24 protein-coding genes and 2 riboswitches are annotated in these 24,613 nt (G+C 71.5%); of the genes, 10 read left to right on the top strand and 14 right to left on the bottom strand.

Features of this window, described 5'->3' with window-relative positions:
• The first annotated feature begins 73 nt into the window (after positions 1-73).
• Positions 74-997, top strand: coding sequence for an NADP-dependent oxidoreductase (locus tag BX286_RS25705; protein WP_079429897.1), 924 nt, complete (start codon positions 74-76; stop codon positions 995-997).
• An 8-nt stretch (positions 998-1,005) separates the two neighbouring features.
• Here the strand turns inward: BX286_RS25705 and mnmA are convergent, their stop codons facing one another.
• A complete protein-coding gene (mnmA, locus tag BX286_RS25700; protein ID WP_079429896.1) occupies positions 1,006-2,151 on the bottom strand; it encodes a tRNA 2-thiouridine(34) synthase MnmA in 1,146 nt (381 codons plus the stop codon).
• Between the two features lie 68 nt (positions 2,152-2,219).
• On the opposite strand from mnmA, the gene BX286_RS25695 reads away from it, so the two are divergent.
• Complete coding sequence (locus tag BX286_RS25695) at positions 2,220-2,888, top strand: N-acetylmuramoyl-L-alanine amidase (RefSeq protein ID WP_100862824.1); 669 nt, start codon at positions 2,220-2,222, stop codon at positions 2,886-2,888.
• A gap of 57 nt (positions 2,889-2,945) precedes the next feature.
• Here BX286_RS25695 and BX286_RS25690 read toward each other — a convergent pair whose 3' ends face one another.
• The 12 genes from BX286_RS25690 to BX286_RS25635 all read right to left on the bottom strand — a co-directional run bounded on the left by BX286_RS25690 (position 2,946) and on the right by BX286_RS25635 (position 16,279).
• Positions 2,946-3,899 carry an IS481 family transposase gene (locus BX286_RS25690; RefSeq protein WP_100864803.1) on the bottom strand — a complete coding sequence of 318 codons (954 nt, stop codon included), beginning with the start codon at positions 3,897-3,899 and terminating at the stop codon, positions 2,946-2,948.
• Positions 3,900-4,183: 284 nt separating this feature from the next.
• The gene (locus tag BX286_RS25685; protein ID WP_079429895.1) at positions 4,184-5,347 is read right to left on the bottom strand and encodes a cysteine desulfurase family protein; all 1,164 of its coding nucleotides are present in this window, start codon (positions 5,345-5,347) and stop codon (positions 4,184-4,186) included.
• 94 nt (positions 5,348-5,441) lie between these two features.
• Complete coding sequence (locus BX286_RS25680) at positions 5,442-6,293, bottom strand: thioesterase family protein (protein WP_079429894.1); 852 nt, start codon at positions 6,291-6,293, stop codon at positions 5,442-5,444.
• A 60-nt stretch (positions 6,294-6,353) separates the two neighbouring features.
• Entirely contained in the window at positions 6,354-7,010 is a 657-nt protein-coding gene (locus BX286_RS25675) for a trimeric intracellular cation channel family protein (protein WP_079429893.1), read from the bottom strand.
• Between the two features lie 121 nt (positions 7,011-7,131).
• Positions 7,132-8,217: an ABC transporter ATP-binding protein gene (locus tag BX286_RS25670; RefSeq protein WP_079431964.1), complete on the bottom strand. Its 1,086-nt coding sequence runs from the start codon at positions 8,215-8,217 to the stop codon at positions 7,132-7,134.
• Between the two features lie 14 nt (positions 8,218-8,231).
• A complete protein-coding gene (locus tag BX286_RS25665) occupies positions 8,232-9,293 on the bottom strand; it encodes an ABC transporter ATP-binding protein (RefSeq protein WP_162501101.1) in 1,062 nt (353 codons plus the stop codon).
• Between the two features lie 32 nt (positions 9,294-9,325).
• Positions 9,326-10,327, bottom strand: coding sequence for an ABC transporter permease (locus tag BX286_RS25660; RefSeq protein ID WP_100862825.1), 1,002 nt, complete (start codon positions 10,325-10,327; stop codon positions 9,326-9,328).
• A gap of 164 nt (positions 10,328-10,491) precedes the next feature.
• Complete coding sequence (locus tag BX286_RS25655; RefSeq protein WP_237293362.1) at positions 10,492-12,201, bottom strand: ABC transporter substrate-binding protein; 1,710 nt, start codon at positions 12,199-12,201, stop codon at positions 10,492-10,494.
• A gap of 94 nt (positions 12,202-12,295) precedes the next feature.
• Entirely contained in the window at positions 12,296-13,288 is a 993-nt protein-coding gene (locus tag BX286_RS25650) for an ABC transporter permease (protein WP_079429889.1), read from the bottom strand.
• A 640-nt stretch (positions 13,289-13,928) separates the two neighbouring features.
• Positions 13,929-14,669: an enhanced serine sensitivity protein SseB C-terminal domain-containing protein gene (locus BX286_RS25645; protein WP_079429888.1), complete on the bottom strand. Its 741-nt coding sequence runs from the start codon at positions 14,667-14,669 to the stop codon at positions 13,929-13,931.
• 63 nt (positions 14,670-14,732) lie between these two features.
• Entirely contained in the window at positions 14,733-15,467 is a 735-nt protein-coding gene (locus BX286_RS25640) for an enhanced serine sensitivity protein SseB (RefSeq protein WP_079429887.1), read from the bottom strand.
• A gap of 167 nt (positions 15,468-15,634) precedes the next feature.
• Positions 15,635-16,279, bottom strand: a complete 645-nt coding sequence (locus tag BX286_RS25635) for an AAA family ATPase (RefSeq protein WP_398898804.1) — start codon at positions 16,277-16,279, stop codon at positions 15,635-15,637.
• Positions 16,280-16,511: 232 nt separating this feature from the next.
• Positions 16,512-16,615: riboswitch (glycine riboswitch) on the top strand.
• 152 nt (positions 16,616-16,767) lie between these two features.
• Between BX286_RS25635 and gcvT the strand changes: the two genes are divergently transcribed.
• The 6 genes from gcvT (at position 16,768) to BX286_RS25605 (ending at position 22,473) form a co-directional block, all read left to right on the top strand.
• Complete coding sequence (gene gcvT / locus BX286_RS25630) at positions 16,768-17,883, top strand: glycine cleavage system aminomethyltransferase GcvT (RefSeq protein ID WP_079429885.1); 1,116 nt, start codon at positions 16,768-16,770, stop codon at positions 17,881-17,883.
• 94 nt (positions 17,884-17,977) lie between these two features.
• Positions 17,978-18,358, top strand: coding sequence for a glycine cleavage system protein GcvH (gene gcvH, locus BX286_RS25625; protein WP_079429884.1), 381 nt, complete (start codon positions 17,978-17,980; stop codon positions 18,356-18,358).
• A 17-nt stretch (positions 18,359-18,375) separates the two neighbouring features.
• Complete coding sequence (gene glyA / locus BX286_RS25620; protein ID WP_042811644.1) at positions 18,376-19,632, top strand: serine hydroxymethyltransferase; 1,257 nt, start codon at positions 18,376-18,378, stop codon at positions 19,630-19,632.
• A 257-nt stretch (positions 19,633-19,889) separates the two neighbouring features.
• A complete protein-coding gene (locus BX286_RS25615; RefSeq protein WP_079429883.1) occupies positions 19,890-21,272 on the top strand; it encodes an L-serine ammonia-lyase in 1,383 nt (460 codons plus the stop codon).
• A 186-nt stretch (positions 21,273-21,458) separates the two neighbouring features.
• On the top strand, positions 21,459-21,866 hold the full coding sequence (locus tag BX286_RS25610; RefSeq protein ID WP_121016424.1) for an SsgA family sporulation/cell division regulator: 408 nt from the start codon (positions 21,459-21,461) through the stop codon (positions 21,864-21,866).
• A 91-nt stretch (positions 21,867-21,957) separates the two neighbouring features.
• Positions 21,958-22,473 (top strand): hypothetical protein, encoded by a 516-nt coding sequence (locus tag BX286_RS25605; protein WP_121016422.1) that lies wholly within the window; start codon positions 21,958-21,960, stop codon positions 22,471-22,473.
• A 19-nt stretch (positions 22,474-22,492) separates the two neighbouring features.
• Here BX286_RS25605 and BX286_RS25600 read toward each other — a convergent pair whose 3' ends face one another.
• Positions 22,493-23,203, bottom strand: a complete 711-nt coding sequence (locus BX286_RS25600) for a flavodoxin family protein (RefSeq protein ID WP_079429880.1) — start codon at positions 23,201-23,203, stop codon at positions 22,493-22,495.
• Positions 23,204-23,326: 123 nt separating this feature from the next.
• Positions 23,327-23,522: riboswitch (cobalamin riboswitch) on the top strand.
• A gap of 29 nt (positions 23,523-23,551) precedes the next feature.
• Between BX286_RS25600 and BX286_RS25595 the strand changes: the two genes are divergently transcribed.
• Together BX286_RS25595 and BX286_RS25590 are read left to right on the top strand one after the other, a co-directional pair.
• Positions 23,552-24,247 carry an energy-coupling factor ABC transporter permease gene (locus BX286_RS25595; RefSeq protein ID WP_079429879.1) on the top strand — a complete coding sequence of 232 codons (696 nt, stop codon included), beginning with the start codon at positions 23,552-23,554 and terminating at the stop codon, positions 24,245-24,247.
• Positions 24,247-24,612, top strand: a complete 366-nt coding sequence (locus BX286_RS25590; RefSeq protein ID WP_079429878.1) for an energy-coupling factor ABC transporter substrate-binding protein — start codon at positions 24,247-24,249, stop codon at positions 24,610-24,612. The genes BX286_RS25595 and BX286_RS25590 overlap by 1 nt, the downstream gene beginning before the upstream one ends.
• Position 24,613 lies beyond the last annotated feature (1 nt).

The raw sequence follows: 24,613 nt of genomic DNA, 5'->3' as shown, positions 1-24,613 counted from the left end.
AAACCATGCGAAACCATGCACGACGGCCCGGTACCAGCAGTACGGGGCCGCAGTACGACCAGAGGAGACATCCATGCGTGCCGTCGTCGTCAGCCGGTGGGGCGGACCCGAGGTGCTCACCGCGACCGAGACCGACCGGCCGGAACCCCAGCCGGGCGAGATCCTGGTGCGGGTCCACGCGGCCGGGGTCAACCCGGTGGACTGGAAGACCCGCGAGAGCGGCGGGCTCATCACCTGGGGCCCCGTCCCGGCGGTGGGCTGGGACGTGTCCGGGACCGTCGAGGCGGTGGGCGGCGGGGTCACCCTCTTCCGCCCGGGCGACGAGGTCTTCGGCATGCCCCGCTTCCCCCACCAGGCGGGCGCGTACGCCGAGTACGTGACCGCCCCGGCCCGGCAGTTCGTCTGGAAGCCGAAGGGCATCAACCACGTCGGCGCGGCCGCCCTGCCGCTCGCGGCGCTGACGGCCTGGCAGGCGCTGGTGGACACCGCCCGCGTCGGGGCCGGACAGCGGGTGCTGGTGCACGCCGCGGCCGGCGGGGTCGGGCACCTGGCCGTGCAGATCGCCAAGGCGCGCGGGGCGTACGTGATCGGCACCGCGAGCGCGGGCAAGCACGGGCTGCTGCGCGAGCTGGGCGCCGACGAGCTGATCGACTACCGGACCACGGACTTCACCGAGGCGGTGTCGGACGTGGACGTGGTGATCGACTCGATCGGCGGGGACTACGGGCACCGCTCGCTGAAGGTCCTCAAGCCCGGCGGGCACCTGGTCACCCTGCCCTCGCCCGACGACGTCCCTGCGGACGCGCAGGGCGTCCACACCGGCTGGACGCTGGTGGAGCCCGACTACCGGGGCCTGGTCCAGATCGCCGCACTGGTCGAGGAGGGGAAGCTGCGGCCCGTCATCGACACGGTCCTCCCGCTGGAGGAGGCCGCCCGCGCCCACGAGCTCGGCGAGCGGGGCCGGACCACCGGCAAGATCGTCCTGACGGTGGTCTGACCCGAGCCTCAGGCGGAGGCGGAGGCTGCGGTCGTGGCCCGGGTGGTGGTGGCGATGGTGGCGGAGCCGACCACGCGGGTGCCGTCGTAGAGCACGATCGCCTGGCCGGGGGCCACGCCGCGGACCGGCTCGGTGAAGCGGACGCGCAGCTCGCCGTCCACGACCTCGGCGAAGACCTCGGTCTCGCCGCCGTGGGCGCGCAGCTGGGCGGTGTAGGTGCCCGCGGCGGCCTCGGTGGCGCCGCACCAGCGGGGGCGGATCGCGGTGAGCGCGGTGACGTCGAGGGCCTCGGCGGGGCCGACGGTGACGGTGTTGTTCACCGGGGAGATGTCGAGGACGTAGCGGGGCTTGCCGTCGGGGGCCGGGTGGCCGATGCGCAGGCCCTTGCGCTGGCCGATGGTGAAGCCGTAGGCCCCGTCGTGGGTGCCGACCTTCTGGCCGGTCGCCTCGTCGACGATGTCCCCCTCGGCCTTGCCGAGGCGCTTGGCGAGGAAGCCCTGGGTGTCTCCGTCGGCGATGAAGCAGATGTCGTGGCTGTCGGGCTTCTTCGCCACGGCCAGGCCGCGGCGCTCGGCCTCGGCACGGATCTCGTCCTTGGTGGTGACGGTGTCGCCGAGCGGGAAGAGGGCGTGGGCCAGCTGCTTCTCGTCGAGGACGCCGAGGACGTAGGACTGGTCCTTGGCAAGGTCGGAGGCACGGTGCATCTCGCGCGTGCCGTCCTCCTTCTCCACGATGGTCGCGTAGTGGCCGGTGCACACGGCGTCGAAGCCGAGGGCGAGGGCCTTGTCGAGGAGGGCCGCGAACTTGATCTTCTCGTTGCAGCGCAGGCACGGGTTCGGGGTGCGCCCGGCCTCGTACTCGGCGACGAAGTCCTCGACGACGTCCTCGCGGAAGCGCTCGGCGAGGTCCCAGCAGTAGAAGGGGATGCCGATGACGTCGGCGGCGCGGCGGGCGTCGCGCGAGTCCTCGATGGTGCAGCAGCCGCGGGCGCCGGTCCGGAAGGACTGCGGGTTCGCGGAGAGCGCCAGGTGGACGCCCGTGACGTCGTGCCCGGCCTCGACCGCGCGCGCGGCGGCGACGGCGGAGTCCACGCCGCCGGACATGGCGGCGAGGACGCGGAGGGGGCGGGCTGTGCGCGGCAGGTTCTCAGTCATAGCGCCTTCCAGGGTACGGGGAACCGCGCGGGGTCACAGCGCGTTATCGGCGGTGGGGGGTGGATCACATGGCCGAGAAGGGGAAGGGCGGGGGCCGGACCCGGCGGGCGGTGCTGTTCGGCGGGCTCGGGGCGCTCGCGGTGGGGGCCCTGGCGGCGCAGGACGAGATCAGGCGGGCCTGGTGGCTGCTGCCGGGGGTGAGCAAGCCGCGCGTCGAGGGGGCGGTGGACTTCCCGGGGGTGGGCTGGACGGCGGCCTCGCCGGCGAACTGGAGGCTGGCGGACCGGCCCGACGACTACCGGGTGGACCGGATCGTCGTGCATGTCACGCAGGGGGACTTCGCCTCGTCGGTGGGCGCTTTCCAGAATCCGTTCCACAAGGCGTCGGCGCACTACATAGTCCGCCAGGACGGGCATGTGGAGCAGATGGTCCGCGAGCTGGACGTCGCCTTCCATGCCGGGAACCGGTCCATGAACGAGCGCAGCATCGGCATCGAGCACGAGGGCTTCATCGACCGCCCGCAGGACTTCACGGACGCGCTGTACGCGGCGTCGGCGCGGCTGGCGGCGGACGTCTGCCGGAGGTACGGCATACCGGTGGACCGCAAGCACCTCCTGGGGCACTCGGAGGTCCCGGGCGCCGACCACACCGACCCGGGACCGCACTGGGACTGGGACCGCTACCTGCGCATGGTCCGGGAGGAACTGGCCCGGACCGGTCCCCCCAAGTCCGGCTAGGGCCTACGGCGGCCGGGCCGGGATGGCCGACCTGGGGCCGGCCCTGCCCGGCCCGGCCTAGTTGTACTGCCCTGTGAGGTTGGGGACGCGGCTGGCGGGTGGTTTGCCTGCGAGTGCGGTGTGTCCGCGGTGGTGATTGTAGGTGTGGAGCCAGCCAGGGAAGGCGTCGCGTCGTTCCTGCTCTGACTGGTAGGGGCGGGCGTAGGCCCACTCCTCGAGCAGGGTCCGGTTGAGGCGTTCGACCTTGCCGTTGGTCTGGGGCCGGTAGGGCCGGGTTCGCTTGTGGGCGATCCCGGCCGCTGTCAGGGCGTCGCGCCAGTCGCGGGAGCGGTAGCAGGCGCCGTTGTCGGTCAGGACCCGTTCGACGGTGATGCCCACGCCGGCGAAGTAGGCCTGGGCCCGGGCCCAGAAGGCGGTGGCGGTCTCCTTCTTCTCGTCGGCGTGGATCTCGCTGTAGGCGAGGCGGGAGTGGTCGTCGACGGCGGTGTGGATGTAGCTGTAGCCGGCGCTGGAGCGGTTCTTGCGGCCGGCCTGGCGGCCGAGGGTCTTGTGGCCGCCGCCGTCGGGGATGTTGCCGAGCTTCTTGATGTCCACGTGGACCAGCTCGCCCGGACGGTCGCGTTCGTAGCGGCGTATGACGGCGCCGGTGGCGCGGTCCAGGTGCGTGAGACGGGCCAGGCCGAACCGGGTCAGGATCCGGTGCACCGTCGAGGGCACCAGGTTGAGCAGGTGGGCGATGCGGGCGGGCCCCCACCGGCGGGCGAGGCGGACCTTGATGATCCGCCGCTCGATGCGGGTCGGGGTCCGGCGCGGGCTGGTGTGCGGGCGCGAGGACCGGTCGGTCATTCCGGCCTCACCCCCGGCCCGGTAGCGGGCCGCCCACCGCTGGGCGGTGGTGGGCGAGACCTGGAATCGCTCGGCCGCCCGGCGCAGCGGCCAGCCGTCCTCGACCACGCAGCGGGCCAGGCGAAGGCGTCCGGTCTCGGTCAGGGGTGCATTACGGTGGGGCATGAGGGCCTTCTGCTGGTCGGTGTAGACGTCGCAATCCACACCGAACCCGGAAGGCCCTCACCCGTTCAAGATCCCTCAGCCGAGACCTGCGTCACCCGTCCACAACCTCCCAGGGCAATACACCTAGTGCTGTGACCGGAAAGGTTCACCGCCTCACGGCGCCCGGCACGGCACCTCGCTGCGTTGTCGGACCGCGCAAGTACGTCCAGTACGAGCCGCGGCCCTCCGCCTTGCGATGCACCGCACCGGACACCGCGAACCGGCAAACCTTTCCGGCCACAGCACTAGCTCAGGCCGGCCGTGCGGGCGCGGGCCACCGCCGGGCCGATGGCCGCCGCGACGGCGGCCACGTCCTCCTTGGTGGAGGTGTGCCCCAGCGAGAAGCGGAGGGTGCCGCGGGCCAGCTGGGGGTCGGTGCCGGTGGCGAGCAGGACGTGGCTGGGCTGGGCGACGCCCGCGGTGCAGGCGGAGCCGGTCGAGCACTCGATGCCCTGCGCGTCCAGGAGCAGCAGCAGGGAGTCCCCCTCGCAGCCGGGGAAGCTGAAATGGGCGTTGGCCGGGAGCCGGTCCTCGGGGTCGCCGCCGAGGACGGCGTCGGGGACGGCCGCCAGGACGGCGCGGACCAGCTCGTCGCGGAGCGCGCCGATCTCGGCGGCGAACCGCTCGCGCCGCTCGGCGGCGAGTACGGCGGCCACCGCGAAGGCGGCGATGGCGGGCACGTCGAGGGTCCCGGAGCGGACGTGCCGCTCCTGGCCGCCGCCGTGCAGGACGGGGACCGGGCTCTGGTCGCGGCCGAGGAGCAGCGCGCCGATGCCGTAGGGGCCGCCGATCTTGTGGCCGCTGACGGTCATCGCGGCGAGGCCGCTGTCGCCGAAGCGGACGTCGAGCTGTCCGACGGCCTGGACGGCGTCCGAGTGCAGCGGGACGCCGTGCTCCCGGGCGATGGCGGCCAGCTCGCGGACCGGCATGACGGTGCCGATCTCGTTGTTGGCCCACATCACGGTGGCCAGGGCGATGTCGTCGGGGCCGCGCTCGACGGCCTCGCGGAAGGCCTCGGGGCGGACGCGGCCGTAGGAGTCGACGGGCAGGTATTCGACGTCGGCCCCTTCGTGCTCGGCGAGCCAGTGGACGGCGTCGAGGACGGCGTGGTGCTCGACGGGGCTGGCGAGGACACGGGTGCGGGCCGGGTCGGCGTCGTGGCGGGCCCAGTAGAGCCCCTTGACGGCGAGGTTGTCGGCCTCGGTGCCGCCGGCGGTGAAGACCACCTCGCTGGGGCGGCCGCCGAGCGCTTCGGCGAGGGCTTCGCGGGCCTCCTCGACGGTGCGGCGGGCGCGGCGGCCTGCGGCGTGCAGGGAGGAGGCGTTACCGGTGGCGGCGAACTGCGCGGTCATCGCCGCGGCGGCTTCCGGGAGCATCGGTGTGGTCGCGGCGTGGTCGAGGTAGGCCATGGTTTTTTGATTCTACGAGCCGCCCGGCCCGCCGGGCCCCGCCCGGGTCGGGTTGGTCCGGCCACGGGGCGGGGCGGGGCGGGCGCGCGGGCCCCTACCGCGGTGCGCGGGCCAGCTGGCGGGACTGGGCCACCAGGCGGTCCTCCGCGTCCCAGACCTCCGCGTCCTCCTCCAGGAAGCCTCCCGCGAGGTTGCGGGTGACGATGCCGATGCGCAGGGGTCCGGGGGCGGGGCGGTGGCGGATGTGGGTGGTGAGTTCGACTGTCGGGGCCCAGCCCAGGAGGCCGAGGTCGAAGGCGGTCGGGGGAAGGGCGTCCACCGCGAGGAGCAGGGACAGGGGGTCCGCGTCGCGGCCGTCGGCCAGCTCGAACCAGGCCCGCATCTCGCCCTTGCCCGAGGGCGCCCCGACGGCCCAGCCCGCCGTCGCCGGGTCCAGCCTCAGCCGGAGCCGGTCCACGATGGCGCTGCTGCCCGGGATCGGGGCCGGCCCGGCCTCGGCGCCGAGGCAGTCCTCGTAGGCGGGCATGACGGGCGGCCGGGCCACGGTGTGGACGCTGTCGGGGAGCGTCGCGAGGTCGCCGTACGAGGCGAGGACGCGGATGCGCTCGACCTCGGCGCCGTTCTCGTCGTACTGGAAGAGGGAGGCCTGGCCGGTGGAGAGGGTGCGGCCGACCCTGACGACCTCGGTGCGGATCACGGCGGGGCCGGGCACGGAGGAGGTCAGGTAGTGGGCCGAGACCGTGAAGGGGTCCGGGTGCGGCAGGGCCGCCGACAGGGCCCGGCCGACCAGGGCCAGCAGGTAGCCGCCGTTGACGGCGGTGATGATCGTCCAGCCGGCGGAGAGTTCCGCGTCGTACACCCCGGGCTCGCCCGCGCGGGGCGTGATGGTGGTGTCGCGGTCGAATTCGCTGTCGCCGATGGATGCCTTGGCCGCTGCATGTGACATGAAAACGACGGTACACGCGGAAGCTACTAAGCGGTAGCTTTTGTTTTGGGGGTGGAGGACCTAGGGTTCTTCGGCCACCGAGGAGCGGCGGTTCCAGGCCAGCGGGGCCCGCCAGTGGAACTGCATCGCCAGGATGCGCAGGACGAAGGTGGTGACGGTCGCCAGGGCGCTCGTCAGGGGGTTCAGCACGTCGAAGCTGATGAAGAGGGCCACCATCGAGGCGCCGACCACGGCGGGGACGGCGTACATCTCGCGGTCGCGCAGCAGCGAGGGCACCTCGTTGGCGATGACGTCGCGCAGGACGCCGCCGCCGACGGCGGTGGCCACGCCCAGGGCGGCGGAGGAGGTCAGGCCGAGGCCGTACTCGTAGGCCTTGGTGGTGCCGGACACGCAGAACAGGCCGAGGCCGGCTGCGTCACAGACGTTGATGGCCCGGTTGATGCGCTGGACCTCGGGGTGGAGGAAGAAGACCAGCGCGGCGGCGAGCAGCGGCGTCACGAAGAAGCTGAGCTCGCTGAAGGCGGCGGGCGGGACGGCGCCGATGCACAGGTCGCGGAAGAGACCGCCGCCGAGGGCGGTGACGAGGGCGAGCACGGCGATGCCGAAGACGTCGAAGTTCTTGCGGACGGCGAGGAGGGCGCCGGCCAGGGCGAAGACGAAGATGCCCGCGAGGTCCAAAGCGTGCTGGATGCCGGGCGGGAAGAGATCGTGGAGCACGTCTCATTGTCGCCCGGCGGGCGGGGCGCGCCTGCCAGGGGCTCCGCCGGTGGGTGGGGCGGGTCGGGTCGGGGGCCGCTGCGCGGAGCGGTCCCCGACCCGCCCTTTCACCGTTTCCGCCTCAGACGCCGGCGGGGCTGGGGGCGTCGGCGGGGCTGGATTCCGCCGTCGCCGGGGCGTTCTCCGGGTGGTGGCAGGCCACCTGGTGGCCCGTCTTGAGGGCGACCAGCGGCGGGTCCTGGGTCTTGCAGACCTCCGTGGCCTTCCAGCAGCGCGTGTGGAAACGGCAGCCGGGCGGCGGGGAGATCGGGGAGGGGACGTCGCCCTTGAGGAGGATGCGGCCGCTCTTGACCCCGCGGCGCCTGGGGTCCGGGACCGGGACGGCGGAGAGCAGGGCGTTCGTGTACGGGTGCATCGGGGACTCGTACAGGGACTTGCGGTCGGCCAGCTCCACGATCTTGCCGAGGTACATCACCGCGATGCGGTCCGAGACGTGCCGGATGACCGAGAGGTCGTGCGCGATGATCACGTACGTGAGGCCGAGCTCCTGCTGGAGGTCGTCCAGCAGGTTGACCACCTGGGCCTGGATCGAGACGTCCAGTGCCGAGACCGGCTCGTCCGCGACGACGAGCTTCGGCTTGAGGGCCAGGGCGCGGGCGATGCCGATGCGCTGGCGCTGGCCGCCGGAGAACTCGTGCGGGTAGCGGTTGTAGTGCTCCGGGTTCAGGCCGACCAGGGACAGGAGGCGCTGGACCTCCGCCTTGACCCCGCCTTCCGGAGTGACCCCCTGGAGGTTGAAGGGGGCCGAGACGATCGCGCCGACCGTGTGGCGCGGGTTCAGGGAGCCGTAGGGGTCCTGGAAGATCATCTGCACGTCGCGGCGCAGCGGGCGCATCTGGGAGACGCCGAGGTGGGTGATGTCCCGGCCCTCGAACTCGATGCGGCCGCCGGTCGGCTCCAGCAGGCGGGTGATGAGGCGGCCCATCGTCGACTTGCCGCAGCCGGACTCGCCGACGACGCCGAGGGTCTCGCCGCGCCGGACCTCGAAGTCGATCCCGTCGACGGCCTTGACCGCCCCGCTCTCCCGGCGCAGCAGCCCCTTGTTGAGGGGGAAGTGCTTGACCAGTCCGGTCACCTTCAGGAGCGCGTCGGCCTCGGCGGCCTGCGCGGAGTCCTTGGCGGAGTCCTTGGCGGAGTCCTTGTTCATGTCGGTCGCATCGGTCACAGCTTCGGCGCAATCTCTTCGGTCCAGATCCGGGTCCGCTCCTCCTGCGACATGTGGCAGGCGGACCAGTGCCGGCTGCCGTCCTCGGTCAGCTCGGGGCGCTGGGTGCGGGTGATGCCGCCCTTGGGCACGTCGGCGTAGGGGCACCGGGGGTTGAAGGCGCAGCCGCTCGGGATGTTGATGAGGCTGGGCGGCGAGCCCTTGACCGGGATGAGCCGGTCGGTCTGGTCGCGGTCGATGCGCGGCATGGAGCCGAGCAGGCCCCAGGTGTAGGGGTGGCGGGGCTCGTAGAAGACCTTCTCGGCGGAGCCCCGCTCGACGCAGCGGCCGCCGTACATCACGAGGAGGTCGTCGGCCATCTCGGCGACCACGCCGAGGTCGTGCGTGATCATGATGACCGCGGAGCCGAACTCCTTCTGCAGGTCGCGGATCAGGTCGAGGATCTGCGCCTGGACGGTGACGTCGAGGGCGGTGGTCGGCTCGTCCGCGATGAGCAGTTCGGGGTTGTTGACCAGGGCCATGGCGATCATGGCGCGCTGGCGCATGCCGCCGGAGAACTCGTGGGGGTAGGCGTCCACGCGCCGGTGGGGCTCGGGGATGCCGACGCGGTCGAGCATCTCGACGGCCCGGGTGCGGGCCGTCTTCTTGTCGACGTCGTGGTGGGTCCGGTAGGCCTCGATGATCTGCTTGCCCACCGAGTAGTACGGGTGCATGGCGGAGAGCGGGTCCTGGAAGACCATCGCCATCTTGCGGCCGCGCAGCCGGCGGACGTGGTCGGCGTCGGCGCCGACGAGTTCCTCGCCGTCGAGGACGACCTCGCCCGAGATGTGCGGGCGGCTGCGGGCGTTCCCGGTGCGGTGCAGGCCCATGATGGCGAGCGAGGTGACGGACTTGCCGGAGCCGGACTCGCCCACGATGCCGAGGGTCTTGCCGCGTTCGAGGTCGAAGGAGAGGCCGTCGACGGACTTCACGAGGCCGTCGTCGGTGGGGAAGTGCACCTTCAGGTCGCGCACGGACAGGAAGGGCGCCCCGTCGCCGGGGCCTGCCTGCTCGGGCACGAAGGCGGGCGCGCCGTTGTTCTGGTTCTCGGTCACGTCAGCCTCACGCGCGGGTCGATGACGGCGTACAGCAGGTCCACGATCAGGTTGGCCAGCACCACGAACAGCGCGGCGAGCAGGGTGACTCCCATGATCACGGGCAGGTCGCCCTGGCTGATGGCGGCGACGGCCGCCGTCCCCAGGCCCTGGAAGTTGAACGTGGTCTCGGTGAGCACCGCACCGCCGAGCAGGCCGCCGAGGTCCAGGCCGAACATGGTGACGATCGGGGTGAGGGTGGAGCGCAGGGCGTGCTTGCGGATGACCACGCCCTCCTTGAGGCCCTTGGCCCGGGCGGTGCGGATGTAGTCCTCGCCCAGGACCTCCAGCATGGTCGCCCGGGTGATGCGGGCGTAGGTCGCGGCGAAGAGGAAGGCGAGGGTGACCCAGGGCAGGATCAGGCTGTTGAGCCAGGCCAGTGGGTCCTCGGTCAGGGGTTTGTAGTTGGAGACGTCCAGCCAGCCGAGGCTGTAGACGAAGATCGCGGGGGCGACCATGCCGGTGAAGAAGATCGGCAGGGAGACGCCGGCGAGGGCGCCGACCATCACGGTCCGGTCGATGGCGGTCCTGCGTTTGAGTGCCGAGACGACGCCGGTGGCCACGCCCGCGATCACCCAGATGACCGCCGCGCCGAGGGCGAGCGAGAGGGTGACCGGGATGCGGTCCATCATGGTGTCCCAGACGGGCGCCTCGGTCTTGAAGGAGTAGCCGAAGCACGGAGCCGCGCAGTGCGTGACGCCCGTGCCGCCGTCGTAGTCGCGGCCGGCGAAGATTCCCTTGACGAAGAGCAGGTACTGCTCGGAGATCGGCTTGTCGAAGCCCATCTTCACGCGGATGCCCGCCAGGGCGGTCTCGTTGGTCTCGCGTCCGGCGTACATGAGCGCGGGATCGCTGCCGGTCAGCTTCGGGACCGCGAAGAAGATGCCGAAGGTGACCACGGAGACCACCAGCAGCGTGGCGGCGACGTTGAACAGCCGCCGTATGAGGTAGACGAGCACTGCAGTCGGCCGCCCGGCGCGGGTGGCCGCCGCCCCTCGTGGGGGTCGGCGGCCACCGCCTGCGGCCTTCACCTGCCCTTCGGACTAGCGCATGTGCGGTGAAGGCACTTGCCTGTGGTGTTACGTGGTACGTGACGACTCGGGCCGGGGGCCGGCCGGTGCTGTTACTGCTTGATGCCCACGGTGGCGAGGTCGATCTTGCCGAAGGACTCGTTGAAGTAGACGTTCGTCAGGCGCGGGTTGTGGTAGACGAGCGCCTTGTCGAAGTTGATCGGGAGGTAGAGCGCCTTCTCCATGACCTTCTGGTTGATCTGCGTGTAGAAGGGCGCGGCCTCTTCCGGAGACTTGGTGGCGGCCGTCTTGAAGAGGCCGTTGATCTCCGGGTCGTTGATCATCGTGTAGTTGTTGTTGCCGTTCGGCAGGATGAACGAGCCGTCGACCAGCGGCTGGAGGAAGCCCGAGCCGGAGTTGTAGTCGGCGCCCCAGCCCATGACGATGATGCCGTAGCCCTTCTTCTTCACGTTCTCGGGCGAACCGATCACGGAGGAGTTGAGCTTGCCGTCGTACTGGTCGATCGTCGCCTTGATGCCGACCTTGGCGAGCGAGGCCTGGAGGGACTCGGCCGTCTTCACCTCGGGCGCCTTGTTGTTGCGCACGGCGATGGTGGTCTCGAAGCCGTCAGGCTTGCCACAGGCCTTGAGGGCCTCCTTGGCCTTGGCCTCCTGCGGCTTGCCCTTCGTCAGACCGAACGGGTCGTAGGCCTTGTCCGAGCCGGGGACGCCGGGCGGCAGCATGTTCGCGCCGAGGTCACCGCTGGTCGGGCCGCCGCGGGCGGTCTGCAGGGACTTGGGGTCGGCCGCGTAGATGACGGCCTTGCGGCACTCGATGTTGTCGAACGGCGCGACCGTCGTCGGGAAGGCGAAGTAGCGGATGTAGCCCGTGAACGGGTTGTCCGCGTTCTTCTTGAGGTTCCCGTCCTTGAGGATCTTGTTCTTGGCGGCCTGCTGCACACCGGTGCCGTCGATGGCGAGGTCGATGTCGCCGGAGAGCAGGCGCTGGTCCATGTCGTCCGGGTTGGTGGTCACCGTGAAGGAGACCTTGTCCGGCAGGCCCTTGCGGATCGGGTCCGTCTTCGGGTCCCAGTTCTCGTTGCGGACGAAGGTCGCGCCCTTGCCGGCGGTGAAGCTCTCCACCTTGTAAGGACCGGTCGAGGCCGGCTTGTTGGTGTAGGTGGCGCCCGTGTCCTTGCCCGCCTGGACCGGCGAGGAGGTCGGCATGGCCAGCAGGTAGCTGAAGTCGGCGTTGGCGCTCGCCAGGTTGAAGACGATGGTCTTGTCGTCCGGCGTCTGGACGGACTTCAGGCCCATCTTGTCCGGGTCGGTGTCCTTGTACGGGCCGGGGTACTTCTGGCCCTGGTCGAGGATGTCGATCAGGTAGGTCGGGCCGCCGGAGAGCACGTCCTGCGCGAAGACGCGCTCGATGCCGTACTTGACGTCCTTCGAGGTGATCGGCGTGCCGTCCTCGAACTTCACCCCGTCCTTGAGCTTCAGGGTGTACGTCTTGCCGTCGTTGGTCACCACCGGCAGGGCCTCGGCGAGGTCCGGGACCGCCTTGGTGCCGTCCTTGCCCGGCTTCGAGTCGTAGGCGAGCAGGCTGCGGACGTACAGGCGCTGGATGTCCCAGACGAAGCCGTAGTAGGCGCGCTGCGGGTCGAGGTAGTCGACGTCCTGGGGGGACCAGAGCTTGAGCTCGCCGCCCTTGGCGTCGGAGGCGTTGATGACGCCCTCGGCGGCACCGCTGTAGCCCTTGGCGCTCTCGGCGGCGTCCGCCTTGTCGTCCTTCTTGTCCCCGTTGCCACCGCACGCGGCGGTCATCGACAGGGCGGCGATCACGGCGGCGATCGCGAGAGCCTGCTTTCTGCGGATCACGGTTGTCCAACCTCCATAGGTGGTGAAGCGAAGAAGCGGTTCAGCTGCCCTTGGGGTCGAGTGCGTCACGCAGCCCGTCCCCGAAGAGGTTGAACGCCAGGACGGTGATGAAGATCGTCATACCGGGGACCACCATGTACATGGGGTCGTCCTGGTAGATGGGGACGGCGTCGGAGAGCATCTTTCCCCAGGAAGAGGTGGGGGGCTTGACGCCGGCGCCCAGGAAGCTGAGGGCCGCTTCCGTCAGGATGTTGGTCGGGATGATCAGCGTGGTGTAGACGAGGATCGGCGCGACCAGGTTCGGCATCAGCTCCTTGACGAGGATGTAGCCGCGGCCGGCGCCGAGGCTGCGCGCCGCCTCGACGTACTCGCGTTCCCGCAGGGAGATCGTCTGGCCGCGGACGATGCGTCCGATGTACGGCCAGCCGAAGAAGCCGATGACGAGGATGAGCACGCCCATCCGCACGCCCGAACCCTCGAAGCCCCAGACGGAGTTGGGCACGACGGAGACCAGGGCGATGGTGAACAGCAGCTGCGGGAAGGCCAGGAGCAGGTCCATGACGCGGCTGATGAGGCCGTCGACCCAGCCGCCGATGAAGCCGGCGAGAGCGCCGAGGAAGCTGCCGAGGACCACCGAGACGAAGGCGGCCAGGAAGGCGACGATCAGGGAGATGCGGGCGCCGTAGACGATCCGGCTGAAGACGTCGCGGCCGTTGGTCGGTTCGACGCCCAGCAGGTAGTCGGAGCTGATGCCGCCCAAGGAGCCGAGCGGTGTGCCCAGGTCGGGGTCGATCAGGTCCTCGTGGAACTCGTTGGGGTCGTGGCCCAGCAGCTTCACGATCAGCGGCGCGAAGATCGCCACCAGGATCAGCAGGATCACGACCACGCCGCCGGTCAGCGCGACCTTGTCGCGCTTGAGCCGCATCCAGGCGATGCGTCCGGGCGAGCGGCCTTCGATGGCCTTGGCAGGGACGTCGGCTACGGACACGGGTGCGGGCGTTTCCGCGCTCGTGTCGTGCAGTGGTGCCGTCATCGTGGTGGGGACCCCTCTCGGCCGACGGGTGGTCGGCCCATGCCCGCCGCTGTGGCGGCGTTGGTGCGGAGTGGCGCTCGGAGTGCTCGGGACGCGGTGGGACACGGCCGGGCCGCGTCGGGAGGTGCGTGAGTACTGCGAGAACTGCGGGAGGTGCAGGAACTGCGGGAGGTGCGGGCGGTGCGGAACTGCGGGAAGTGCAGGGCGGTGCGCGAGGAATGCGAAGACTGCTGACGTGCGGAAGTGCGGGAAGAGCTGTGCGGAGCGACACGCGGATGGCACGTGCCGAGCCGGGTCCTGGAGGACTGACCGGCTCTTGGGTGGGGAGTCTTCATCGGGCGCTCGACCAGCCGCCAGACCCGCAGATGAAAGGATGCGCAACCGTGATCTGAGGCTTGAGTTCCCGTTATCCGGACTCGGCTCTCGGCTCAGCGGAGCAACACCGTCCGTTCGGTATCCAAACGGACATGGCGCCCAACTCGGCGGTCGGCTGCGCCAATTGGACGCCCATCGGGGGTGAAATCCGGACAAGGCGAAGGCCGCCGGGAACGGTGTTTCCCGACGGCCCGAGGTTCGCCCTGGACGGCCCGTCTCACAGTGCGGGCATACCCTGAAATGTCCCTGTAACAGGCCCGGCGGCTCAGTAGGCGGCCGCCTGGCCCTCCCGGTCGTAGAACGGGCGGGTCTGCGCGCGCAGCCACATGGCCACCGGATCGTGCTCGTCCGCCAGCGCGACCGTGCACACCGGAACGCCCTCGGGCACCGCGCCGACCGACTGGCGCATCATCTCCCGTACGGACTCCAGCGCGGGCGCGGAGGCGTCGTACAGGTCGAGCCCGACGGCGAGGTACGCCGACCCCAGCGCGGGCTGCACCCAGGCGCGGCGCAGCGAGCGGACGGCGGGGGTGCGGTGGGCGTGCTGGGTCAGCAGCCCGTAGAACTGCGGGAGCTCCAGGGCGGGCTCGGACAGCCGCAGCGGTCCGGCCGGCATCCGGTCCAGGCCGGTGGCGACCCGGCGCAGGTCGGCCCAGGGGATGCCGAGGCCGCCGCCCTGGGCGTGCGGGTTGACCCACAGGCCCCAGCGGTCGGGGTAGAGGGCGCGGGCGATGTCCCGGCCGGTGACCACCTCGTAGCCACGGTTCCAGCCGCTGGCGGCCAGCTCCTGCGGGGAGGTCACGCAGGGCGCGTATCCCAGGCCCTCGACCTCCATGCCGCCGTACTGGGCGTCCGGTGAGCCCGGCTGCCCCTGCCAGAGCAGCATCCACAGCCGGCCCTCGGCGAGGGCGTGCAGGAATGACTCGTAGTTCTCATAGCGCCCGGGAGTCACCTGGCGCAGCATGTGCTCGACCTGCCCGGCCGCGGCCGTGCCTGACGCACTCACCCGGCTACCCCTCTTCGTCTTCGTCCGCCCGTCGTCTCCACGTCCCGAACAGCTTAAGCGGCGCTACGGGAGGTAGAAGGGGCGCACGCGCTCACGAATCCAGTCCGTGACCGGGTCCTCGGCGGCGTCGAGCAGGATCAACTGCACGGGCCACGGCGCCGGTACGCGCGCCAGGGCGCGGCCGAGCGCCTCCAGCGGGGCGGTCCGGCTGCCGGAGTCGAATCCCACCAGCTGGACGCCGATGTAGAGCTCGGGGTCCTTGCCCTCGACGCTGGCGAGGCAGCGGTGCGCGGCGCGGACGACGCCGGTGGCGCGGAACTCCTCGGCGGCGGCGGAGAGGAAGTCGACGGGGTCGTCCTGCCAGTCGGGCTCGAAGAGGCGGACGCGGGCGCCGCTGGCGGGGCCGTCGAGCTCGGTGCGGCCGGCCCGGCAGAGCTGGGCGACGGCGGCGGGGGGCAGGGGGACGCCGACGGCGCCCTCGGGGTTCACGGCGATGCCGAGCTGCGGGGGCAGGCCGCGGGCGAACTCCACCGCGGGGGCTATCGCGAAGTCCATGGCGGGGCCGGCGGCGAAGCGGAACTGGGCCTCGGAGCTGTAGACGGGGACGTACGCCTCGCCGGCGATCAGCATGGTGGGGAGGTCGAGGGAGGGGCTGTCGGGGCCGCCGCCCTGCGGGAGCGGGACCCAGACCTGGCTGCGGCCGAGGGCCTCCAGGATGCGGGGGCCCGCGTCCGGCTGCCCGAGGGCCGTTCCGAGTACCTGCTCCAACTCGTTCGCCGGCCAGCCGTTGCCGTGCATGTGCGCCTGCTCTCCGTTGGGGTTTCCATGGCGAATTACCGCCCCGAGGCTACCGGGCGGCTCCGCCGGGGGCGGGAGCCGCTGCGCGGGGCCGGTCCCCTACCCGCCCCTCCCCCGCTCACTGGGGCTCCGCCCCAGACCCCGCGCGGCGGCGCACCCGGGGCGGGTCAGGCGTCGAAGGTGATGCCCGTCAGGGCGGCGGCCGCGCGGCGGTCCAGGAGGGTGGTGGAGGCGCAGCCCCTCGGGGAGCGGCCCGCCTCGGCCGCCGACAGCAGCCGGCCGACCGCCGCGCGGTGGCGGGCGAAGGCGTACGCCGAGACGCCCCGGCCGCGCGAGGCCTGGCCCGCGAGGGCCTCCTCCGGGGAGGCGTCCAGCAGGAGGAGGTGGAGCCGGCGGCCCCGCCGCCGGGCGGAGGCCGCCAGGAGGGCCCGGACCCAGGTCTGGGTGCCGCAGTCGTGGACGACCAGAGAGGTGCCGGAGCGCAGCTCGCGCCAGAGCGTCCGGTAATGGGACGCGCGGACCAGCGGCCGGTACACCCCGTACGGCAGCGCCCGCGGCATCCGGCCCTCCCAGCGCTCGCGGACGTCCTGGGAGTCGATGCCCCCGCCCGGCACGGCCCGCTTGATCAGGGTGCTCTTCCCGCCGCCCGGCAGACCGGACACCACCACGATGTCCCCGGCGGGGAAGCTCAGCCGCCGGGGGCCCCGGGCCACGCGTCCGCGCAGGTCGCGGACCGTGCCGGCGGCCGGGGCCGTGCGGGACGCGAGGGGCCGCGCCCGGGGCTCGTCCACCGTTCCCGTACTGGTCGCCACTCCGAATCTCCGCACCGTGATCGTCTCCCCCCGAGTCGGACCGCGAGGGCCCCATGCCCGCTGAATGTAAAGAGACGGTAATCCGCGCCGGTCGGTTCCGGGCCCGGCGTCCAGCACCCGGGAGCGCAGGGGGCACGGGCGTTCCGTACCTTCTTCCGGGCCCCGCTGCCCGCTTCCGCCCGACCCGTGCAATGATGTGCGCCATCTGGACACCAACTGCATACCGGCCGCTTGAATCCGCGCGGGAGAGTCCCGGCTGGCCGCGAGGCCGTGCCCGGGCGCCGAAGGAGCAAGTACCTCCCTTGAATCTCTCAGGCCCCGTACCGCGTGGATGAGGCAGATCTGAAAAGCGAGCTGTCCGCCAGCTCCACCCAAGGTGCAAGTCGGCGTTCCCCCGTGGGAACTCCCGGCGAACCTCTCAGGTTCCGATGACAGATGGGGAGGATCGTCCTCGTCATGTCATGCCCTGGGACCCGGGAGCCACACCCATGAGCACTGCCCCCCGCCTGACCGCGCTCGACGCGCTGCACCGTTCGCTCGGTGCGACCATGACCGACTTCGCGGGCTGGGACATGCCGCTGCGCTACGCCAGTGAGCGCGACGAGCACAACGCCGTGCGCACCAAGGCCGGTCTGTTCGACCTCTCCCACATGGGCGAGATCACCCTGACCGGCCCGGAGGCCGTGAAGGCGCTGGACTACGCGCTCGTGGGCAACATCTCCACCGTCGGCGTCGGCCGCGCCCGCTACACGCACATCTGCCAGGAGGACGGCGGGATCCTCGACGACCTGATCGTCTACCGCCTCGGCGAGACCGAGTACATGGTCGTCGCCAACGCCTCCAACGCCCAGGTGGTGCTGGACGCGCTCACCGAGCGCGCCGCCGGCTTCGACACCGAGGTCCGTGACGACCGCGACGCGTACGCGCTGATCGCCGTCCAGGGCCCGGAGTCCCCCGGCATCCTCGCCTCGCTGACCGACGCCGACCTGGACGGGCTGAAGTACTACGCCGGCCTGCCGGGCACCGTCGCGGGCGTGCCCGCGCTGATCGCCCGTACCGGCTACACCGGTGAGGACGGCTTCGAGCTGTTCGTCTCCCCCGAGCACGCCGTGGAGCTGTGGCAGGCGCTGACCAAGGCGGGCGAGGGCGTCGGCCTGGTCCCGGCGGGCCTGTCCTGCCGCGACACCCTGCGCCTGGAGGCGGGCATGCCGCTGTACGGGCACGAGCTGACCACGTCCCTCACGCCCTTCGACGCCGGGCTGGGCCGGGTCGTGAAGTTCGAGAAGGAGGGCGACTTCGTCGGCCGCGCCGCCCTGGAGGCCGCCGCCGAGCGCGCCGCCGGCCGGGCCCCGCGCAAGCTGGTCGGTCTGATCGCCGAGGGCCGCCGCGTCCCGCGCGCCGGGTTCTCCGTGGTCGCCGGCGGCAAGGTGATCGGCGAGGTCACCTCCGGCGCCCCGTCGCCGACGCTGGGCAAGCCGATCGCCATGGCATACGTGGACGCGGAGCACGCCGCGCCCGGAACCTCCGGGGTCGGCGTGGACATTCGCGGTACGCATGAGCCGTACGAGGTCGTGGCCCTGCCGTTCTACAAGCGGCAGAAGTGACCCCCGGGTCCCCGGGACCCCGCCCCGCCGGCCACCCTCCGGCCCGCAAGACCACCGTTCGTATCCACCGCACCGCATCCAGGAGAATCAGGTCATGAGCAACCCCCAGCAGCTGCGTTACACCAAGGAGCACGAGTGGCTGTCGGACGCCGTCGACGGCGTCGCGACGGTCGGCATCACGGCCTTCGCCGCCGACGCACTCGGTGACGTCGTCTACGCCCAGCTCCCCGAGGTCGGCGACACCGTCACCGAGGGCGAGACCTGTGGCGAGCTGGAGTCGACCAAGTCGGTCAGCGACCTGTACTCCCCCGTCTCCGGTGAGATCGTCGAGTTCAACCAGGACGTCGTGGACGACCCGGCCCTCGTGAACTCCGCCCCGTTCGAGGGTGGCTGGCTGTTCAAGGTGAAGCTGTCGGAGGAGCCCAAGGACGCGCTCTCCTTCGACGAGTACACCGCCCTCACCACCGGTAACTGACACCCCAGGGGATCCTGATGTCCGTACTGAACACCCCCCTCCACGAGCTCGACCCCGACGTCGCCGCCGCCGTCGACGCCGAGCTCGTACGCCAGCAGTCGACCCTGGAAATGATCGCGTCGGAGAACTTCGCTCCGGTCGCCGTCATGGAGGCCCAGGGCTCGGTCCTGACCAACAAGTACGCCGAGGGCTACCCCGGCCGCCGCTACTACGGCGGCTGCGAGCACGTCGACGTGGTCGAGCAGATCGCGATCGACCGCATCAAGGCGCTGTTCGGCGCCGAGGCCGCGAACGTCCAGCCGCACTCCGGTGCGCAGGCCAACGCCGCCGCGATGTTCGCGCTGCTGAAGCCGGGCGACACGATCATGGGCCTGAACCTGGCCCACGGCGGTCACCTGACCCACGGCATGAAGATCAACTTCTCCGGCAAGCTCTACAACGTGGTCCCGTACCACGTCGACGAGTCCGGCCAGGTCGACATGGCCGAGGTCGAGCGCCTGGCCAAGGAGTCCAAGCCGCAGCTGATCGTCGCCGGCTGGTCCGCCTACCCGCGCCAGCTGGACTTCGCCGCCTTCCGCCGGATCGCGGACGAGGTCGGCGCGTACCTGATGGTCGACATGGCCCACTTCGCGGGCCTGGTCGCCGCGGGCCTGCACCCGAACCCGGTGCCGCACGCCCACGTGGTCACCACCACCACGCACAAGACCCTCGGCGGTCCGCGCGGCGGCGTCATCCTGTCGACGCAGGAGCTGGCCAAGAAGATCAACTCCGCGGTCTTCCCCGGTCAGCAGGGCGGTCCCCTGGAGCACGTGATCGCGGCCAAGGCCGTCTCCTTCAAGGTCGCGGCCTCGCCCGAGTTCAAGGAGCGCCAGGAGCGCACCCTGGAGGGCGCCAAGATCATCGCCGAGCGCCTGGTCCAGCCGGACGTCACCGAGGTGGGCGTGTCCGTCCTCTCCGGCGGCACCGACGTGCACCTGGTCCTGGTCGACCTGCGCAACTCCGAGCTGGACGGCCAGCAGGCCGAGGACCGGCTCCACGAGATCGGCATCACGGTCAACCGGAACGCCATCCCGAACGACCCGCGCCCGCCGATGGTCACCTCGGGCCTGCGCATCGGCACGCCGGCGCTGGCCACCCGCGGCTTCGGCGCCGAGGACTTCCGCGAGGTCGCCGAGATCATCGCGCAGGCCCTGAAGCCGGCGTTCGACGCGGACGACCTCAAGGCGCGCGTCTCCGCGCTCGCCGCGAAGTTCCCGCTCTACCCGTCGCTGTAGTCACGGGCCAGGAGGGGCCCGGCCTTGTTCCGCACAGGGCCGGGCCCCTTCCTGTCTTCTTCCCGGCCCGTTTCCCCGCCGGGACACCGGAACGCGAGCTGACTCACGTCCCGCGGACCCTTCCACGAGGCGAAACGTTCATCTCCACGCGTTACGCTCGTCTGCCGGACAAAATCCGCAGATCCCCCGCGCACCACCCCGCTCCACCACACCCCTGCCCCCCTCCCCACCCCACGAGCCGACAAGGGAGTCCGCCAGTGGCCATCTCCGTCTTCGATCTCTTCTCCATCGGTATCGGCCCCTCCTCCTCCCACACGGTCGGCCCGATGCGCGCCGCGCGCATGTTCGTGTCGCGGCTGAAGAAGGACGGCCTCCTCGCCCAGACCGCCTCCGTCCGGGCGGAGCTCTTCGGCTCCCTCGGCGCCACCGGCCACGGCCACGGCACCCCCAAGGCGGTCCTGCTCGGCCTGGAGGGCCACTCCCCGCGCACGGTGGACGTGGAGAGCGCCGACGACGAGGTGGAGCGGATCCGCCGGACCGGGAAGCTGCGCCTGCTCGGGACCGAGATAGGGAGCGTCCACGAGATCGACTTCGACGAGCCCAGCCAGCTGATCCTCCACCGCCGCCGCTCGCTGCCGTACCACGCGAACGGCATGACCCTCTTCGCCTACGACGCCTCCGGCGCCCCGCTGCTGGAGAAGACCTACTACTCGGTCGGCGGCGGCTTCGTCGTGGACGAGGACGCGGTCGGCGAGGACCGGATCAAGCTCGACGACACCGTGCTGAAGTACCCCTTCCGCTCCGGTGACGAGATGCTCCGTCTCGCGAACGAGACCGGCCTGTCGATCTCCTCCCTGATGATGGAGAACGAGAAGGCCTGGCGGACGGAGGAGGAGATCCGCGAGGGCCTCCTGGAGATCTGGCGGGTCATGCAGTCCTGCGTCTCGCGCGGCATGTCCCGCGAGGGCATCCTCCCGGGCGGGCTGCGCGTCAAGCGCCGGGCCGCCGCCACGGCGCGCCAGCTGCGCACCGAGGGCGACCCGCTGCTGCACCGCAGCGAGTGGACGACGATCTACGCGATGGCCGTGAACGAGGAGAACGCGGCGGGCGGCCGCGTCGTCACCGCGCCCACCAACGGCGCCGCGGGCGTCCTGCCGGCCGTCCTGCACTACTACGTGAACTTCGTGCCCGGCGCGGACGAGGACGGCGTGGTGCGCTTCCTGCTGGCCGCGGGCGCGATCGGCATGCTCTTCAAGGAGAACGCCTCGATCTCCGGCGCCGAGGTCGGCTGCCAGGGCGAGGTCGGCTCCGCCTGCTCCATGGCGGCGGGCGCCCTGGCCGAGGTGCTGGGCGGCTCCCCGGAGCAGGTGGAGAACGCCGCCGAGATCGGCATGGAGCACAACCTGGGCCTGACCTGCGACCCGGTCGGCGGCCTGGTGCAGATCCCGTGCATCGAGCGCAACGGCATGGCGGCGGTCAAGGCCGTCACGGCGGCCCGGATGGCGATGCGCGGCGACGGCAGCCACAAGGTCTCCCTGGACAAGGTCATCAAGACCATGAAGGAGACCGGCGCCGACATGAAGGTCAAGTACAAGGAGACCGCGCGCGGCGGTCTCGCGGTCAACGTCATCGAGTGCTGACCGCTCGGCGCAGCGTGACGAGGTGAGCAGGGGCCCGGCGCGGGTGCGCCGGGCCCCTGCGCGCGTCCGGGGAAGAGGGGTCCCACGGCCCGCCCGGGTCGGGACCTTCGGCCCCCGGGCGGCGGGCGGTACGTGCACTAGCGTGCTTCGGGGGGCGCTGTTACCCCGCGAAGAGAGGCAGCCGCCATGGCCATCACCGAACACCGTGTCCTGCCGCTGCGGCTGGAGGCCGCACCGCTGCCGGTCCCCCTGGAGGGCGTCTTCGTCTACCGCACGGACCGGCCCTACGAGGTCGCCGTGGAGTTCCAGGGCGCCGGCGTCCGGATCGCCCGCTGGGTGTTCTCGCGGGAGCTGCTGATCGACGGGCAGACCTGCGCCACCGGGGAGGGCGACATACAGGTGTGGCCGCGGTGGACGGGCACCGAGCCCCGCGTCCTGCTGGCCCTGAGCAACGGCGAGCGGGGCTGCGTGGTCTCCGTGCGGGCCAAGGACCTGCGCGGGCTGTGCCGGCGGATGACCGAGCTGGTCCCACGGGGGCAGGAGCAGCGCCACTACGACCTGGACGCCGAGCTGAGCGCACTGCTGACCTTCTGAGCCGGCGGGCCGCCCCGTGCAACCACGGGGCCCCCGGGAATGTCATACCGGATGACAGTCATTCCCCGTCTCAGAGGATCGGGGGGACGCCATGCGTCACCACCCGCACCGCCGCCGGTTCGTGGCCCTGGCCACAGGTGCCCTGCTGACCGCAGGGCTCGCGCTCGCCGCACCGGCCTCGGCGGCCGCACCGGCCGCCGTCCGCTCCACGACCCCGCTCGTCGTCAACGCCCGCTGGGGCGGTCACTGCACGTACGACCGGATCGTGATCGACCTCCAGGGCTCCGTGCCCTCCTTCACCGTCACTCCCGTCTCCCAGCTGGTCTACGACGGCTCCGGCAAGCCGGTCCCGCTGCCGGGGAAGTACTTCCTGGAGATCCGCCTGCACCCGGCCGCCGGCCACGACGACGCGGGCAACAACGTCTACCAGGGCCCCAAGCTCCAGCAGATCAGCCTCAGCAAGCTCAAGGGCCTGGCCCTGACCGGTGACTTCGAGGGGTACGTGACCTTCGGGGCCGCCTTCGACACCCCGCCCGCCTACAGCACCTCCGTCCTGCACGCGCCCGAGCGGCTCGTGGTGGACATCGCCCATCCGAACACCTGCTGACGCCGGACGCCGGACACCCTCAGCGGTGTTCGGGGTTCGGGAAGTCGAAACGGCAGCCGGCGTCCCACTCGGAGCGCTGGTTGCCGTGGGCGGGGACGCCCCCGGCGCGCTTGAGGAGCGCCGCGAGGTGCATCAGGTTCCAGGACATGAACGTCGTGTTGCGGTTGGTGAAGTCGTTCTCGGGGCCGCCGGAGCCCGGGTCGAGGTACGAGGGGCCGGGGCCGGCCTCGCCGATCCAGCCCGCGTCCGCCTGCGGCGGGATGGCGTAGCCCAGGTGCTGGAGGCTGTAGAGGACGTTCATGGCGCAGTGTTTGACGCCGTCCTCGTTGCCGGTGATCAGCGCGCCGCCGACCCGCCCGTAGTAGGCGTACTGGCCCCGGTCGTTCAGCAGCGAGGAGCAGGCGTAGAGCCGCTCGATGACCTGCTTCATGACCGAGCTGTTGTCGCCGAGCCAGATGGGGCCGCAGAGGACGAGGATGTCGGCGTCCATGATCTGGCTGTAGAGCACCGGCCACTGGTCGCTCTCCCAGCCGTGGTCGGTCATGTCCGGCCAGACGCCGGTGGCGATGTCGTGGTCGACGGCGCGGATCAGCGAGGTCCGCGCGCCGGCCGACTCCATGACGGCGCGGCTCCGCGAGATCAGCCCCTCGGTGTTGCTGGTCTCGGGCGAGCGCTTGAGGGTGCAGTTGAGGTAGACGGCGGACAGGTCGGAGTAGTCGTAGGCGGCCACGCCCCCACCCTGCGGGGCCGCCGCCGCCCGCGCCAGCGTTCGGCACCCTTCCGGGGGGCGAAGCGGAATTGAGCCATCCGATCGGCCGGATCGGTCCGGGTTGATACCGGTCCGTGCGGGCGACTAGGGTCAGCTGGCCTTGGTGTTCGGGAAACCGGTGGAAAACCGGTGCGGCCCTCGCCACTGTGATCGGGAAGTCCAGCTCCACCCCTCGCGGGAGCCACTGGGACCGTGCGGGAGACCGCAGGGACCCGGGAAGGCGGAGCCGGGGCGGCAGTACCCGTCAGCCAGGAGACCGGCCGGGGCGCGTACGTCCATCCACGAGGTGCTGGAGAGGTCTCCCGACTCATGCACATAGCCGAGGGGTTCCTGCCCCCGCTGCACGCGGCCGCCTGGGGCGCCGCGTCCGCCCCGTTCGTCGTCCACGGGGTCCGCGCGCTGACCCGCGAGGTCAAGTCCCACCCCGAGAGCACACTGCTCCTCGGCGCGTCCGGTGCATTCACTTTCGTCCTGTCCGCCCTGAAGATCCCCTCGGTGACGGGCAGTTGCTCGCACCCCACGGGGACCGGGCTCGGCGCCGTCCTCTTCCGGCCGCCCATCATGGCGGTGCTCGGCACGATCACCCTGCTGTTCCAGGCCCTGCTGCTGGCGCACGGCGGGCTCACCACCCTCGGCGCCAACGTCTTCTCGATGGCCATCGCCGGGCCCTGGGCCGGGTACGCGGTCTACAAGCTGCTGCGCAGGTCCGGCGCCCCGCTGATGGTCACCGTCTTCTTCGGCGCCTTCTTCGCCGACCTGGTCACCTACTGCGTGACCTCGGTCCAGCTGGCCCTCGCCTTCCCGGACCCGTCGAGCGGATTCCCGGGCTCCCTGGAGAAGTTCGCGGGCATCTTCGCCCTCACCCAGATCCCGCTCGCGGTCAGCGAGGGGCTGCTGACGGTGCTCGTGATGCGGCTGCTGATGCAGTCGAGCAAGTCGGACCTGGTCCGGCTCGGGGTCGCCAAGCTGACCGGAGCCAAGCGGACCGAGGGGGCGGCAGCCTGATGAGCCGGAACGCCAAGATCAACACCCTGCTGCTGCTCCTGGTGGCCGCACTGGCCGTGCTGCCGCTCGCGCTGGGGCTCGGCGAGGGCAAGGAGGAGCCCTTCGCGGGCGCCGACGCCCAGGCGGAGTCGGCCATCACCGAGCTGGAGCCGGACTACGAGCCCTGGTTCTCCCCGCTGTACGAGCCTCCGTCGGGCGAGGTGGAGTCCGCCCTGTTCGCCCTCCAGGCGGCCCTGGGCGCGGGCGTGCTCGCGTACTACTTCGGGGTCCGCAGGGGCCGCCGGCAGGGCGCGGCCCAGGCCCTGGCGCAGACGGCGGCCGGAGCCGGGGCGCAGGCCCCCGCCGAGCCCGCGCGGGAGCCGTAGC

This window comes from Streptomyces sp. 3211.6 (assembly GCF_003634815.1).
GTDB classification, from domain to species: Bacteria; Actinomycetota; Actinomycetes; order Streptomycetales; family Streptomycetaceae; genus Streptomyces; species Streptomyces katrae_A.
Note: the sequence above shows the minus strand (reverse complement) of the source record. Positions and strands in the feature narration are given on the sequence as shown.

Coding starts and splice junctions, on each gene's coding strand:
- BX286_RS25705 (WP_079429897.1), top strand. CDS start 74: ATGCGTGCCGTCGTCGTCAGCCGGTGGGGCGGACCCGAGGTGCTCACC.
- mnmA (WP_079429896.1), bottom strand. CDS start 2,151: ATGACTGAGAACCTGCCGCGCACAGCCCGCCCCCTCCGCGTCCTCGCC.
- BX286_RS25695 (WP_100862824.1), top strand. CDS start 2,220: ATGGCCGAGAAGGGGAAGGGCGGGGGCCGGACCCGGCGGGCGGTGCTG.
- BX286_RS25690 (WP_100864803.1), bottom strand. CDS start 3,899: ATGCCCCACCGTAATGCACCCCTGACCGAGACCGGACGCCTTCGCCTG.
- BX286_RS25685 (WP_079429895.1), bottom strand. CDS start 5,347: ATGGCCTACCTCGACCACGCCGCGACCACACCGATGCTCCCGGAAGCC.
- BX286_RS25680 (WP_079429894.1), bottom strand. CDS start 6,293: ATGTCACATGCAGCGGCCAAGGCATCCATCGGCGACAGCGAATTCGAC.
- BX286_RS25670 (WP_079431964.1), bottom strand. CDS start 8,217: ATGAACAAGGACTCCGCCAAGGACTCCGCCAAGGACTCCGCGCAGGCC.
- BX286_RS25655 (WP_237293362.1), bottom strand. CDS start 12,201: ATGACCGCCGCGTGCGGTGGCAACGGGGACAAGAAGGACGACAAGGCG.
- BX286_RS25650 (WP_079429889.1), bottom strand. CDS start 13,288: ATGACGGCACCACTGCACGACACGAGCGCGGAAACGCCCGCACCCGTG.
- BX286_RS25640 (WP_079429887.1), bottom strand. CDS start 15,467: ATGCACGGCAACGGCTGGCCGGCGAACGAGTTGGAGCAGGTACTCGGA.
- gcvT (WP_079429885.1), top strand. CDS start 16,768: ATGAGCACTGCCCCCCGCCTGACCGCGCTCGACGCGCTGCACCGTTCG.
- gcvH (WP_079429884.1), top strand. CDS start 17,978: ATGAGCAACCCCCAGCAGCTGCGTTACACCAAGGAGCACGAGTGGCTG.
- glyA (WP_042811644.1), top strand. CDS start 18,376: ATGTCCGTACTGAACACCCCCCTCCACGAGCTCGACCCCGACGTCGCC.
- BX286_RS25610 (WP_121016424.1), top strand. CDS start 21,459: ATGGCCATCACCGAACACCGTGTCCTGCCGCTGCGGCTGGAGGCCGCA.
- BX286_RS25605 (WP_121016422.1), top strand. CDS start 21,958: ATGCGTCACCACCCGCACCGCCGCCGGTTCGTGGCCCTGGCCACAGGT.
- BX286_RS25595 (WP_079429879.1), top strand. CDS start 23,552: ATGCACATAGCCGAGGGGTTCCTGCCCCCGCTGCACGCGGCCGCCTGG.
- BX286_RS25590 (WP_079429878.1), top strand. CDS start 24,247: ATGAGCCGGAACGCCAAGATCAACACCCTGCTGCTGCTCCTGGTGGCC.